The following is a 12084-nucleotide window of genomic DNA, read 5'->3' as shown; positions in this document are numbered from 1 at the left end:
TTGAACACTGCTAAGAAATAAAAAAATTACTCACTTTGTTAAAATACAAAAAAGCTTGAACACCTTGCAAATACAGGGCTTTCAAGCTTTTTATAGTTCTTAACTGTCAAAGATGAGATTATACCCAGGGATGGTATTGCTAGCAAGATAGAGGGTTCACTTCGAATAGTGGATAAACTATTAATTACCCTAATTTGTGGAAATGCTACGAGAATTGTGTTATGCTTAAAGTAACCGAGAGATTATCTGATAGCGGAATAAATTTAGGAGGATGAGTCCTCATGGCTATTCGCAAAGAGGATATTCATAACTTGATTGAGCTCCTTCCTGAAGATGATCAGAAAACTGTTTTTGATTTCATGCAGTATTTATTAAATCGAGCTAAAGTTAAACCAGACAGTTGGGTACAAATTGACAAAGCAAATCCGGACGATGAACCTTTATCCGAAGAAGAGCTTCGCCAACTTAATAGCGAAGCTGGTTATGTTGCGGGGGAGGATGCCAAGCGTGAGTTCGGACTACAAGTTGATTTACCGTAAGGATGTGATCAAATTTCTGTCAAAACAAGAAATGGTTGTCCAAAAACGTATAGCAAAAGGACTCGGGGGACTTTTAGAAATTCCCCCGATTGGTGACATCAAACCAATGAAAGGATATCATGGATTATACCGTCTCCGTATTGGTACATATCGTATACTTTTCGAAATTAGCCATACTGAGAAGATTATATATATCCAAGCGATAGATTCCCGTGGAGGGATATACAAGTAATGCAAAAGGTAATGCAAAAGGCAGATTTCTGTTAGAAAGAAATCTGCCTTTTGTATTATTGATTAAATTAGCGTTCTGCATGCTCATTGAAAAGAACTCTCTTTCCCATACTTGTGGATCATAATGTCGGCGCTAAACACTAACCCCCTGGGCACCATCTTGCACAGGTCCGGGAGAATCGAGTTAATCTTATCCTCGGTATCAATGATTTCCAGCACAATCGGGAGATCGGCAGATAGGTCAAGGAGCCTGGCGCTGTGCAGAACCTTGTCCTGCCCATATCCTTCAATCCCGCGATGAACAGTTACGCCTGCAATCTCCTTTTCTTTGAGCCAGGTGATGAGGTGCTGGTAGAGCGGTTTGCTGCGGAAGCGTTCACGCTCCCCGACATAAACCTTTAATAGTTTAGCTTTTCCAAGCATGGAGGGTACCTCCTTCATTGAGCGAAATAGGTCAGCTTATGGGTTCATAGGGTATCTGTTTTCCTGGTTTATAAGTGCTTAGATTGGCATGCAAAGGATGTGCATTCTAATTAGATGATACGGGCCAGCCCGACCCCCAGGGCAGCTCCGGTAAATCCAACCAAGATGCTGCCTGCTGTGTATAAGACTGCCGTTAGCATGCTCCCACTCTGTATTAAAGTAATGACTTCATAGCCAAAGGTCGAAAAGGTGGTGTACGCTCCTAAAAACCCGACTCCAATCCCCAGCCGAATGAAAGGGCTTACGGTTAAGCGTTCAATAAAAAGTATATTCAAAAACCCCAGTAAGAAAGCACCGCTGATATTAATTAAGAATGTATGCAGAGGGAAGCTCTGGTTCCAGCGGCTGGATATCCAGGCTCCGAGTCCGTAACGGGCCAGTGCGCCCATGGCTCCCCCCAGGGCTATAGCTAGGATGTTCTGCATGGCTCTCACCCCTAAAACTTAATAACAGTAAAACAAGACAAAGCTCCTACTGAACATTCAGTAGGAGCCATCAGCCAACGGCAATAGCGAGCCCCATCGCAAGTCGGTACAGTGTCCAACTTGAATATTATCATAACGCAAACAAGTTGAATTTACAAGGAGACTTGCCTTCGAATTGCGTGAAATGTCATGATGATAAGGCAGAAGGCCATCCAGAATAAGAAGACCATCCAGAATAAGAAGCCCTGACCGAAGCCAGAAAGCTCCGGCCGGGGCTTCTTTCTAAACTAACATAGGTTTTCGGCTAACGAATAACTTGACCAGATCGATTCTAGAAGATTACCCCGAGAGCAATCAAGATCAAAATTGCAATTGCGATGATACCGGCGCCAACGCCATAACCGCCATAACCGCCATAACCGCCGTAACCGCCGTAACCGCCGCCGCAATAACCGGCGCCATACCCCCCGAATCCATAGCCATATCCGTACATTATTTTTTTCCTCCCCTTTTACGAAGATTCATCTGTTTTAGTCTGACTTAGAATACGATCCCTAAAGCGATTAATAAAAGGATGATCACGACAACGATCGCGATTCCGGTCGACCAACCGAATCCGCCTGCACCGCCTGCTCCAAATGACATTCCCTTTTTCCTCCTTCCATATTATGGGTAAATGCGGGATAGTACAAAATATGCCACGATCTGGAATCGGTGACTTTAGTTCACTAAAAAGAGACTGTCCTATCGCGAATTGTGCGAAAGAACAGCCTCTCAAACAACCTTTGGCAGTCTTAGAAATTAAAAATCTTCTGACCGGTTCTTGAATTTACTGGTTCTCGATTTCGACCTCTGTGTTCTCCAAGAGACGGGCAACCAAGTTATAAAAACCGATGGTCAAAGTGAGCTCCACTAATTCCTGATGGCTTAATACCTTAGCCAGGACGTTGAACGTCTCATCCGAAGACTTGACCTCCAGGGTAACTTCATCCGTGTACTTAAGTACCGCCTGTTCCAATTCAGTAAATTCCGGCTGGCCCGGGCCGAGCTTGACGGCGGCGATTTGCTCATCGCTGATTCCGATTTTGCGGGCCAGGATTTCGTGTTGGTACCATTCGTAGCGGGAATCACACAGGGTCGCGATCCGTAAGACGGACAATTCGCGCAGGCGGCCATCCAGCTTGGCTTGCGTAAGCAGGGAATTGCCGAGGCGCATAAAGTGGCGGGCGCTTTTTTCCGCATGGGCCACCATGCGGTTGATGTTAAGTCCTTTCATTTCGGACTTGCCGCCGGTGATCATTTCCCGGGTCTTTTCAGGCATTTTTTCGACCTCTAGCAGGGGCAATCTGGGCATAATTTCCACTCCTCTTCTGATCCGAAAGCTTGAGTAAGCTTCTGCCTCTTGTTCAAATCATACCCTGAAGCACGAATTTTCTCAACCCTCAACGACAGAAACTAAAATAAGAGGCTTGAAGGAGCAATGTAAGAATGCTAAAATCATAAGCAGACAGCAGACAGCAGACAGCAGACAGCAGACAGCAGACAGCAGACAGCAGACAGCAGACAGCAGACAGCAGACAGGAGCGTTAGCTGGAAGTATATCCTTGGATATTCTGACTCCTGACTCCTGACTACTGAATTCTACCAAACTTAATACAAGCTATTAGGTGCCCTTTTAGAGGGAGAATAGGGAACCGGGTGCAAGTCCCGGACGGACCCGCCACTGTAAAGAGGAGTTTTTGCACATTAGCCACTGGTCAGCTGGGAAGGCGTGTGAAAACGATGATTCTAAGTCAGGAGACCTGCCTGTAGCTTCGATTCATGAATAATGGTAAAGTTCATGGTTATTGCCTGTTACTTCAAGTAACACGGTGAATGACTGTGAATTTTTTTATTTGCAGCCTGAAAGGAGGTGATCTCATGGGTTATCAAGGCCGGGATGTCGAAGTTGCATTGCTGGAGGATGGAACATGCCTTGTCGCCGCCTGCGATTCGTGTGGGGCCATAGGAGAGAAAGAGTTTGACGCCGTTAAGGTAAGTTCCTATTTAGTGGGTAGATCTACCGTCAGAGTGGCACTGCTTGAAGTGCTTGCAGTTGGGGCGGTTCCGCAAATTGTGACCGTGGCGGTTTCGAATGAACCGAATCCCACAGGAGAGGGACTTTTAGGCGGAGTGAGGGATGAGCTTAAGCTCACGGGAATTGGATCATTGCCGGTGGCTATCAGTACGGAGAAGAATATTCCGACCCGCCAGACCGGTTTAGGCATCAGCATCGTGGGCACCTGCAAGCGCGAACAGCTGCGAATTGCAACTTCCCCGAGTGGAGACAACGTTTACTGTCTTGGGTTGCCAAAGGTTGGTTCGGAGGTGCAAAGCCCGGATGATGGAGAGATTGTTCAGGCTAAACACGTTCTTTCTCTCCTGAGAATTAAAGGGATTCATGATATTGTTCCTGTTGGTTCGCAGGGGATTCGCCGGGAAGCTGAACAGCTTGCAAAAAATAGCGGATGTGACTTTATTCCGGATCGCTCTTTTCCGCTTGACTGGGAAAAGTCAGCTGGGCCTTCCACCTGCTTGCTTTTTGCCTCCCCGGCCGAATTGACAGCTGCGGCTTTGGGCAAGCTTGCGGGGGCAGAGACCGCATTTTGCTCGCTTCCCCTGCATAAGGCAGGGGTGCTGATCTCCTGAAAAGTTCTGCAGTGAGCCTGAAATTCGAACGCAGGTCAAGGTACTTTTTCAGGAAATCTGCAAAGTAATTTTTGTGAGGAGGAATTTATGTATGAGTCAGGTAAATGTCGTTAAATCCGTTGGGAGTGTCAGAAGGATCGCAATCATCGCTATTTTTATTGCCCTGAGCGCTGTCGGTGCTCTTATTAAAATTCCGAGTCCGGTGGGAACAATCGGGCTCGATTCTGGACCCGGGTACTTTGCGGCTCTAGCTTTTGGCGCAGCTGAGGGCAGCATCGTGATTGCGGTGGCTCACATGCTCACGTCAGCAGTTGTTGGTTTCCCGTTAAGTATTCCGGTTCACTTGGTCGTGGCTGTGCTAATGGCGGTATGCGCGTTTGCCTTCCGGTGGGTAAACCGCAAACTGGGCCTCATTCCGGCAGGTATCGCAGCCATTGTTATCAACGGAGTTATCGGTTCCTTCACAGCGTTTCCGGCGGGCGGCATGGGGGCGGTATTGGGAATTATGCCCTTTTTAGTGCTGGGATCGGCCATAAATGTTATCATCGCAGGCGTTGCCTATAAAGCAATTAAAGGGAGCAGGCTGATCTAGCCAGCCGGAGCCGGGAATGGAGTTAAGCCGGAGAGAAGTGAAGAAAGCCATGGAGAATGCAGTTGAAATTGTTGATCTTTGGTACCGTTACCGTCAAGCTGAAAAGCAAGTCTTAAAGCACATCAACCTGAACATTGAACGGGGAAATTTTGTGGTTGTGATGGGGGCGAACGGGGCCGGCAAGAGCACCTTAAGCCTATGCTTAAATGGGCTTATTCCCCAGCTCCTGGAAGGCGAACTTTCAGGCAGCGTGACTGTGGCGGAACAGGATGTGAGCCGGCAGCCCGTGCAGGTGCTGGCCAGATCCATTGGCCTGGTGTTCCAGGACCCGGAAACTCAGATTTTCGGGCGCACAGTGGAAGAAGATACAGCCTTTGGCCCGCGCAATCTCGCTTTACCTGAGGCGGAGATCGAACGCAGGGTTGCTGAAGCTTTAGAGTTGGTTTCCCTCAAAGGGTACAATCAAAGAAACACTTCCGAACTTTCCGGTGGAGAAAAACAGCGCTTGGCTGTTGCCGGTGTGTTGGCCATGGGTCCGAAGATCCTTGTTTTGGATGAACCCGCTTCTGAGCTGGATCCTCAGGGGCGGGTCGACCTCTATGCCGCCCTTGATGAACTGCGGAGAAGACGCAATCTGACGATCCTGGTTATCGAACATAACGTCGAAGACGTGAGTGAGCGCGCGGATGAGGTAGTGATATTGCATGAAGGAGAAATTGTCCGGAGGGGGTGTCCCGCGGACATTTTCAGAAAGGTCGAATTCCTTAAGGAGCTGGGAATTAAGCCCTTGCCTGTCAGCGAACTAGGTTGGGAACTCGTTCAACACGGCTTGATCAGCTCGGAAGAAATTCCGCTCAGCTTGTCAACTGCAGCCAAAGTTGTGCGGGAGTTAGCCGGCCGCCGGTCACAGCCAAGTGCGCAGGCGAGAGTCACAACGAACGGGCCTATAGCAAATACTGAAGAGACACCGGTTTTGCTTACAGTGTCAGGGCTCGTCCACCGCTACCCATCGGGCCAAACAGCCGTCAAGGACATTAATTTGTCCATCAGAGAAGGGGAATTTGTCGCGCTTATCGGCCCCAACGGTGCCGGTAAGACTACGCTGGCCAAGCACTTTAACGGCCTGCTTAAACCATCTGCCGGGGATGTCATCGTCGATGGCATGAACACGCGCCAGGTTGAGACGGCGGGTTTGGCCCAAACTGTGGGCTATGTTTTTCAAAACCCTGATCATCAGATTTTCGCAGTGTCGGTGGAAAAAGAAATAGAGTACGGTCTCAAGAATGCCGGTCTCGGACAACAGGAGATCAAAAACCGCCTTGACTGGGTTCTGGATTTAACCGGGCTTCAAGAGCACCGCAGTGATCACCCTTTTACTCTCGGCAAGGGCAAAAGGCAGCTGCTGGCAACGGCTTCCATTCTGGCCTTGAAGCCCAAGCTCTTGGTCATTGACGAGCCCACGACCGGCTTGGATTGGAACGGAACCCAGGACATTATGAATTTTATCACGGAGCTGAACCGGTACGGGACAACGATTATCATGATCACTCACGATATGGAAATTGTTGCAGGCTATGCCCGCAGGGCCATTGTCCTCCATCAAGGACGAATTCTTTGCGATGCGGAACCGCGGACGCTGTTCACTGATACAAAGGTAATGCAGGAGGCTTCACTTGTTCCTCCTCAAATGGCCGGGCTCAGCCGGGATTTGGCGGATCTGGGCTTGGGGGAAACCTTTCTTACTCCGGTTGAATTGTGCCAGGGCATTCTTGCAGCTGGCCGCCGTTTGGTTCGAGTACCGGCCCAGATCCAGGTTCCGGCCCAGGGAGAGGAGGAAGCAGGATGTTAAACGCTTTAGCAAAGGAACCCTTGCTCTATCGCCTTGATGTGAGGACGAAAGTACTTGGTTTTAGCTGCTTAACCGGACTGGCATTTATATTTCAGAACCCCTTTTATAATTTGGGATTGTTCCTGATAGCCGGAATTTCAGCTTTTTCCGCCCGCATGCCTGTGGCCAGAATCCGGACGGTTTTAATCCCTCTGCTCCCAATTTTCTTCTTCATTTTAGGGATTACATCCTTTACTTACCCTGAAGACCGTTTCCACAACGCATTCAGCCGGCTAACCCTTTTTTATCTCTTGCCCGGACAGCATCTGGGAGCGAGTGTGGGCGGGATGCTAACGGGTCTGAACTTTCTGTTCAGGCTCTTGACCATGGTGCTCGCCTCTTCTGTGTTTACCTTGACTACCCCTATCGATGACCTGCTTCAATTCCTGCAGAAAATGAAAGTCCCTTCGGAATTATCTTTTATGATTGTAACAGCTCTGCGTTTTATTCCGGCTCTGGACAAAAAGAGAATACATATTCTTGAGGCCCAAAAGGCGAGGGGTGCACGCCTGAGCGAAAAGGGCCTGATTGCAAATATTAAGACCTATATTCCTATTATGGTGCCGCTTATCATTAATTCCATTCAAATGGCCGATGCCCTTTCAATGGCGATGCTTAACCGGGGTTATGGCTATACAAAGATCCGGGCCGGCGTGCGTGAGCTGACGCTCCGGCTTGAGGATTATCTGAGTATCTTCTTAATCCTATGCGTAACAGCCGTCGGAGTTTACTTAAGATACTTTCTGCATTTAGGGTTTCTTTAAGCAAAGTAAAGTTCTTCCTTCTCTCAAGCCTCAATATTCATAAAATCTTCACATTCTCCTTAAAGAATCACCACAAAGGGGCATTACACTGTACTTGCAGCCGCCGGTTCGAGATGACTTAAACAAGGTTGTTTGCTGGACGAAGGAACGCTGCGGCTGCTGAGTTTGGGAGGAGGAATATTTTATGGCGGGTAAAAAGAAAATCAGAATCAGGACATGGCTTCAGGTATTCTTTTTCGGACTTATTGCTTTGATTGCGGTGAACAAAACCTTGGCCGGCTACGGCATGGCCCTTCCGTTTATTTCGGATGCCTCAACCCATGCCTTTTGCCCCTTCGGAGGAGTGGCGACTACTTACCAGTATCTGACGGCCGGCACCTTTGTGCGCAAGATTCACGAATCCTCATTTATTTTAATGATTATCATTTTCACCAGCGCTTTTATCTTCGGTCCGCTTTTTTGCGGCTGGGTCTGCCCGCTGGGGAGTTTGCAGGAATGGATTGGCAAGATCGGGAAGAAACTGTTCCGCACGCGCTATAATCATATGATCCCACGCAAGCTTGACCGGGTGCTGAGATATTCCAGATACCTTGTCCTGGGCTGGGTGGTGTACATGGTGGCCAAGACCGGGGAAATCACGGTCTTTGAGAATGTCGATCCGTATTATGCCCTGTTTAATTTCTGGACCAGTGAGATTGCCCTGGGCGGAATCATCGTTTTGGGCCTTGCGATTTTAGCTTCCCTCGCGCTCGAAAGGCCGTGGTGCAAGTATGCCTGTCCTTACGGCGCGGTTCTGGGAGTGACCAATCTCTTCAGTATCTTCCGAGTCCGGCGCAATGCTGACAGCTGCATCTCATGCAAGCTCTGTGACGCTTCCTGTCCCATGAATATTGAGATTTCCAAGAAGGAAGCCGTACGCAACCATCAATGCATATCTTGTCTGAAGTGCACCTCTGAGCAAGCGTGTCCGGTCGGAAACACCACTTCTATGAACATGAATTCGAAAATGGCCGCTGTCGTTATGCTGGTAATCTTGTTTGGCGGTATCGGGATCAGCAAAGGGCTGGGAGTCTGGCAAACGGAGTCGACTAAGATTCCGGCGGCCTATGCTTCCGGGGAATTTGCCGGCCAGTACAACCCGGGAGACATACGCGGCTCTTACTCTTTTGGGGATGTCAGCAGTGCCTTTGGGGTTCCGGCATCCGAACTGGCCAAGGCATTTGCGGTCAATGCCAAAGATCCGGCGTCATTCTTGGTTAAAGACCTTGCAACGCTTTATACGGAAGCGAATGCCGAAGGCAAGGCAGTTGAAACTGATTCTCTGCGTTACTTCGTCGCCCTGTATAAGGGGCTTCCTTATGAAATGAGTGAGGAGGGCTGCCTGCCGGCCCCAGCGGTGGAAATCCTGAAAGCACAGGCGAAGCTGACGCCGGAGCAAATCGCTTATCTGGAAAGCCATACGGTCCAACCGGCCGCTTCTCCTGGGGGAGCTGCGGCGGCAGCTCCGGGGGAAACGGCGGAAAATGATGACAGCGATACCACGATTAAAGGGAAAACAACGTTTAACGAAATCCTGGATTGGGGTGTCCCTAAGGAAAAGATTGAAGAAATCATTCAAGGGAAAATTCCCTCCACCGGAATGGCCGTCCGGGATTATTGCCAGCAGCAGGGAATTGAATTTGAAGCGGTCAAAACCTCCCTTCAGGAAGAAGTCGATAAGAATAAGTAAAGAAACATTTGACCTTTATTGACCTTTGTACTAAAATAGAGCTGACGGGTAAAGATATACTGGAAAGGAATAAACAGAGAGACAAAGGAGGAACGTTTGCATGGGTTATCTTATTCCAATGGTTGTAGAACAGACCAACCGCGGGGAGCGCTCTTACGACATATATTCCCGGCTCCTGAAGGATCGGATTATTTTCCTGGGTGGGGGAATCGATGATGATGTCGCGAACCTCGTGGTCGCCCAGATGCTCTTTTTAGAAGCAGAGGATCCGGAAAAAGACATTTATCTTTATATTAACAGCCCGGGAGGGTCGATCACGGCAGGCATGGCTATCTACGACACCATGCAGTACATCCGGGCCGATGTCCATACCATTTGTGTGGGTATGGCTGCCAGCATGGGAGCCTTTCTCTTGGCGGCAGGCGCCAAAGGTAAGCGCACTGCGCTCCCGAATGCCGAGGTTTTGATTCACCAGCCCCTAATCGGAGGGCATGGTTTGTCCGGCCAGGCGACCGAGATTGAAATTCATGCCAAGCACCTGATTCGGACCAAAGAGAAAATGAACCGCATCTTGGCCGAGAGAACCGGGCAGCCGCTGGAAAAGATTGAGGCGGACACGGACCGCGATTACTATATGAGCGCGGAAGAGGCGAAAGCTTATGGAATTGTTGATGACGTCCTAGCCAAAGCCGAGCCTAAAAAGTAGGGTAAAGGATAGTGCAAGGGCTATTCCGAACGGATATCAGTCCATCCTGATATCTGTCTGCTTGGGATAGCCCTATAACTATATCAATCCGCCATAAAGCTACATTTCTCAACAAAGGAAAAACACAAAATATATAGAAATATATATGAATAGGGATAAGGGTCTAGCAAAAGGAGTGGAGAAAATGAAGCTGGAACGTTTGAGTATAGGGTTTCAAGTCGTCGCTCTGATGGTTTTTATAGCTTCGGCTGCTGCCGTGGTCGGCGGAATTGGGATTTACAGCATGAGCAAATTACATAACAATTCCATGACGGTCTACGAGCAGGATGTGGTGCCCATGGACCTTTTGTCTGAGATTCGTTTCCACTCCCAGGCTTACCGTTCGGCGGTGCTGATGGCAGTGCATGCACCGACTCCGGAAGAGCGGGAGAAGTACCTGGCTAAACTTAAAGAGCAAAATGATGAAATGGTCAAAGACATGGTCGCGTATGATTCCTACTCTAAAGGAACGGAAGATACAGCGGAGTGGCTTAAGTTCAAAGAAGCCTGGACCGGGTATGTCAGTTCAGCTCAGAATGCGGTGGAAGCAGCACAGGAGGGCCGGGTGCAGGAAGCGGAAGAGTATATTTACGGAAATACCGGGGCGCGCAATCAAGCGGCCAACGATATTCTGGAGAAAATGGTCAATTCCAAATTAGCGATGGTGACTCAACACTCGACCGTGGATACCAAAGCTATTTTTGCCCGCGCTTCTAAAATATCGGCTGTCGTCGCTATCCTGGCTTTTCTGGTTAGCATTTTGATCGGAATATTGCTTAGCCGGGCTTTAATGAAAATGATGACTAACCTCGTGCAAAACGCCAACGAGATCGCGGCCGGCCAGATCGAACGCAAGAAGAAATCCCCCTGGAAAGCCTGGAACCGGGAGGGAGTCAAGCTCCAGGATTCTTTCCGTGAAATGACGGATTCCCTGCGCAAGATTATCAAGAATGTAGTAGAGATGGCGAACCAGGTGGCGCGCACGGCCCAGGAAATGCGGGCCGGATCGGAGCAGTCGGCCAAAGCGGCGGAGCAGGTCGCCTTGTCCGCATCCGAAATAGCCGGGGAATCAGAAATGCAGGTTCAGGAAATGGCGGACAACCAGGAGCGCATGGCCCGGGTGATTGAAGAAATGAATCATGTGGAGAAGCAGGCGGAGAAAGTAAACGAAGCTTCCCAGCACTCGGCCGAGCTTGCCCGTCAAGGGAGCAAAGGTTTGCAGCAGGTTGTCCGGCAAATGGGTGAAATTGAACAACAGGTTCACCGCTTAAGTGATGTGATTGGGAATGTGGATGAGAAATCCGGAGACATCGCCAATACCGTTCAGATTATCGACAGCATTGCCCAGCAGACCAATCTTTTGGCCCTGAATGCCGCCATCGAAGCCGCGCGGGCCGGAGAAAACGGACGCGGGTTTGCGGTCGTGGCGGAGGAAGTGCGCAAACTGGCGGAGCAAGTCCAGCTAAGCCTGGTTGATATTTCCCAAAGAGTGCAGGAAATGCAGCGCGTCTCCCAAAGCGCCCGTCAGGGCATGACCGCCAGTGTGCGCAGTGTCAATCAGGGGGGAGTCTATCTGAAGGAGATTTCCGCCCAGTTCGGCACGATTTTGCAGGCGGTTGAGGAAAGCGCGGAGCTGGCGAAGGAGATCGAAACATCTGTGCGTGCCGTTCAGCAGGACGGCAGCCGCATGCTTGAGGGGATGTCAACCGTGGTCAAACAGGCCGAGTCCATGTCGGCCACTACCCAGTCCTCAGCAGCTGCTGCTGAGGAACAGAATGCTTCTGTGGAAGAGCTGTTTGCCTCCGCTGAGACCCTGGATCAGCTGGCGCGGGATTTGAAAGAACTGATGGGGCATTTTAGGGTGTAACTCTACTAGTATTCAGGAGTCAGACTTCCATGCTGCTACGCAGCACCACTGATGAATGTAACAGGCAAGCTACCTTGCGGAGCGAACCGTAGAGCAGAGGAGCGTCGTGAGCGCAGTCGACGAAGCGTGAAGC

At 49.7% G+C, this 12084-nt stretch carries 13 protein-coding genes and 1 riboswitch; of the genes, 9 read left to right on the top strand and 4 right to left on the bottom strand.

Translation table 11 applies throughout. The annotated features are described in order from the left end of the window. Positions 1-281 precede the first annotated feature (281 nt). Positions 282-539 carry a hypothetical protein gene (locus J0X21_RS10520; protein WP_206812165.1) on the top strand — a complete coding sequence of 86 codons (258 nt, stop codon included), beginning with the start codon at positions 282-284 and terminating at the stop codon, positions 537-539. Continuing rightward, positions 433-771 (top strand): type II toxin-antitoxin system RelE family toxin, encoded by a 339-nt coding sequence (locus J0X21_RS16085; RefSeq protein ID WP_328812727.1) that lies wholly within the window; start codon positions 433-435, stop codon positions 769-771. The genes J0X21_RS10520 and J0X21_RS16085 overlap by 107 nt, the downstream gene beginning before the upstream one ends. Positions 772-854: 83 nt before the next feature. Here J0X21_RS16085 and J0X21_RS10510 read toward each other — a convergent pair whose 3' ends face one another. The 4 genes from J0X21_RS10510 to J0X21_RS10495 form a co-directional block, all read right to left on the bottom strand. Continuing rightward, a complete protein-coding gene (locus J0X21_RS10510) occupies positions 855-1193 on the bottom strand; it encodes a DUF190 domain-containing protein (protein ID WP_206812164.1) in 339 nt (112 codons plus the stop codon). A 110-nt stretch (positions 1194-1303) separates the two neighbouring features. Beyond that, positions 1304-1678, bottom strand: coding sequence for a fluoride efflux transporter CrcB (crcB, locus tag J0X21_RS10505; RefSeq protein ID WP_206812163.1), 375 nt, complete (start codon positions 1676-1678; stop codon positions 1304-1306). Positions 1679-2009: 331 nt separating this feature from the next. Further along, on the bottom strand, positions 2010-2171 hold the full coding sequence (locus tag J0X21_RS10500) for a hypothetical protein (protein WP_206812162.1): 162 nt from the start codon (positions 2169-2171) through the stop codon (positions 2010-2012). Between the two features lie 336 nt (positions 2172-2507). After that, positions 2508-3032 (bottom strand): carboxymuconolactone decarboxylase family protein, encoded by a 525-nt coding sequence (locus tag J0X21_RS10495; protein WP_206812161.1) that lies wholly within the window; start codon positions 3030-3032, stop codon positions 2508-2510. A 294-nt stretch (positions 3033-3326) separates the two neighbouring features. Then, positions 3327-3502: riboswitch (cobalamin riboswitch) on the top strand. A gap of 96 nt (positions 3503-3598) precedes the next feature. Between J0X21_RS10495 and J0X21_RS10490 the strand changes: the two genes are divergently transcribed. The 7 genes from J0X21_RS10490 to J0X21_RS10460 all read left to right on the top strand — a co-directional run bounded on the left by J0X21_RS10490 (position 3599) and on the right by J0X21_RS10460 (position 11951). Beyond that, on the top strand, positions 3599-4366 hold the full coding sequence (locus tag J0X21_RS10490; RefSeq protein ID WP_206812160.1) for an alpha-ribazole kinase: 768 nt from the start codon (positions 3599-3601) through the stop codon (positions 4364-4366). A 91-nt stretch (positions 4367-4457) separates the two neighbouring features. Beyond that, positions 4458-4958 carry an ECF transporter S component gene (locus tag J0X21_RS10485; protein WP_206812159.1) on the top strand — a complete coding sequence of 167 codons (501 nt, stop codon included), beginning with the start codon at positions 4458-4460 and terminating at the stop codon, positions 4956-4958. Positions 4959-4974: 16 nt separating this feature from the next. Further along, positions 4975-6807, top strand: a complete 1833-nt coding sequence (locus tag J0X21_RS10480) for an ABC transporter ATP-binding protein (protein ID WP_206812158.1) — start codon at positions 4975-4977, stop codon at positions 6805-6807. Further along, complete coding sequence (locus tag J0X21_RS10475) at positions 6801-7610, top strand: energy-coupling factor transporter transmembrane component T family protein (protein WP_206812157.1); 810 nt, start codon at positions 6801-6803, stop codon at positions 7608-7610. Before J0X21_RS10480 ends, J0X21_RS10475 begins: the two co-directional genes overlap by 7 nt. A 184-nt stretch (positions 7611-7794) precedes the next feature. Beyond that, positions 7795-9339, top strand: a complete 1545-nt coding sequence (locus J0X21_RS10470) for a 4Fe-4S binding protein (RefSeq protein WP_206812156.1) — start codon at positions 7795-7797, stop codon at positions 9337-9339. Positions 9340-9439: 100 nt separating this feature from the next. Beyond that, on the top strand, positions 9440-10045 hold the full coding sequence (gene clpP, locus J0X21_RS10465) for an ATP-dependent Clp endopeptidase proteolytic subunit ClpP (protein ID WP_206812155.1): 606 nt from the start codon (positions 9440-9442) through the stop codon (positions 10043-10045). A gap of 184 nt (positions 10046-10229) precedes the next feature. After that, positions 10230-11951: a methyl-accepting chemotaxis protein gene (locus tag J0X21_RS10460; RefSeq protein WP_206812154.1), complete on the top strand. Its 1722-nt coding sequence runs from the start codon at positions 10230-10232 to the stop codon at positions 11949-11951. Positions 11952-12084 lie beyond the last annotated feature (133 nt).

Source organism: Paradesulfitobacterium ferrireducens (assembly GCF_017310645.1).
Classification (GTDB): domain Bacteria; phylum Bacillota; class Desulfitobacteriia; order Desulfitobacteriales; family Desulfitobacteriaceae; genus Paradesulfitobacterium; species Paradesulfitobacterium ferrireducens.
Note: the sequence above shows the minus strand (reverse complement) of the source record. Positions and strands in the feature narration are given on the sequence as shown.

Excerpts from the sequence above, each read along its gene's own strand:
- J0X21_RS10495 (WP_206812161.1), bottom strand. The coding sequence starts at position 3,032 with ATGCCCAGATTGCCCCTGCTAGAGGTCGAAAAAATGCCTGAAAAGACC.
- J0X21_RS10510 (WP_206812164.1), bottom strand. The coding sequence starts at position 1,193 with ATGCTTGGAAAAGCTAAACTATTAAAGGTTTATGTCGGGGAGCGTGAA.
- J0X21_RS10475 (WP_206812157.1), top strand. The coding sequence starts at position 6,801 with ATGTTAAACGCTTTAGCAAAGGAACCCTTGCTCTATCGCCTTGATGTG.
- J0X21_RS10470 (WP_206812156.1), top strand. The coding sequence starts at position 7,795 with ATGGCGGGTAAAAAGAAAATCAGAATCAGGACATGGCTTCAGGTATTC.
- J0X21_RS10460 (WP_206812154.1), top strand. The coding sequence starts at position 10,230 with ATGAAGCTGGAACGTTTGAGTATAGGGTTTCAAGTCGTCGCTCTGATG.
- J0X21_RS10485 (WP_206812159.1), top strand. The coding sequence starts at position 4,458 with ATGAGTCAGGTAAATGTCGTTAAATCCGTTGGGAGTGTCAGAAGGATC.
- J0X21_RS10480 (WP_206812158.1), top strand. The coding sequence starts at position 4,975 with ATGGAGTTAAGCCGGAGAGAAGTGAAGAAAGCCATGGAGAATGCAGTT.
- J0X21_RS10490 (WP_206812160.1), top strand. The coding sequence starts at position 3,599 with ATGGGTTATCAAGGCCGGGATGTCGAAGTTGCATTGCTGGAGGATGGA.
- J0X21_RS10520 (WP_206812165.1), top strand. The coding sequence starts at position 282 with ATGGCTATTCGCAAAGAGGATATTCATAACTTGATTGAGCTCCTTCCT.
- crcB (WP_206812163.1), bottom strand. The coding sequence starts at position 1,678 with ATGCAGAACATCCTAGCTATAGCCCTGGGGGGAGCCATGGGCGCACTG.
- J0X21_RS16085 (WP_328812727.1), top strand. The coding sequence starts at position 433 with ATGAACCTTTATCCGAAGAAGAGCTTCGCCAACTTAATAGCGAAGCTG.
- clpP (WP_206812155.1), top strand. The coding sequence starts at position 9,440 with ATGGGTTATCTTATTCCAATGGTTGTAGAACAGACCAACCGCGGGGAG.
- J0X21_RS10500 (WP_206812162.1), bottom strand. The coding sequence starts at position 2,171 with ATGTACGGATATGGCTATGGATTCGGGGGGTATGGCGCCGGTTATTGC.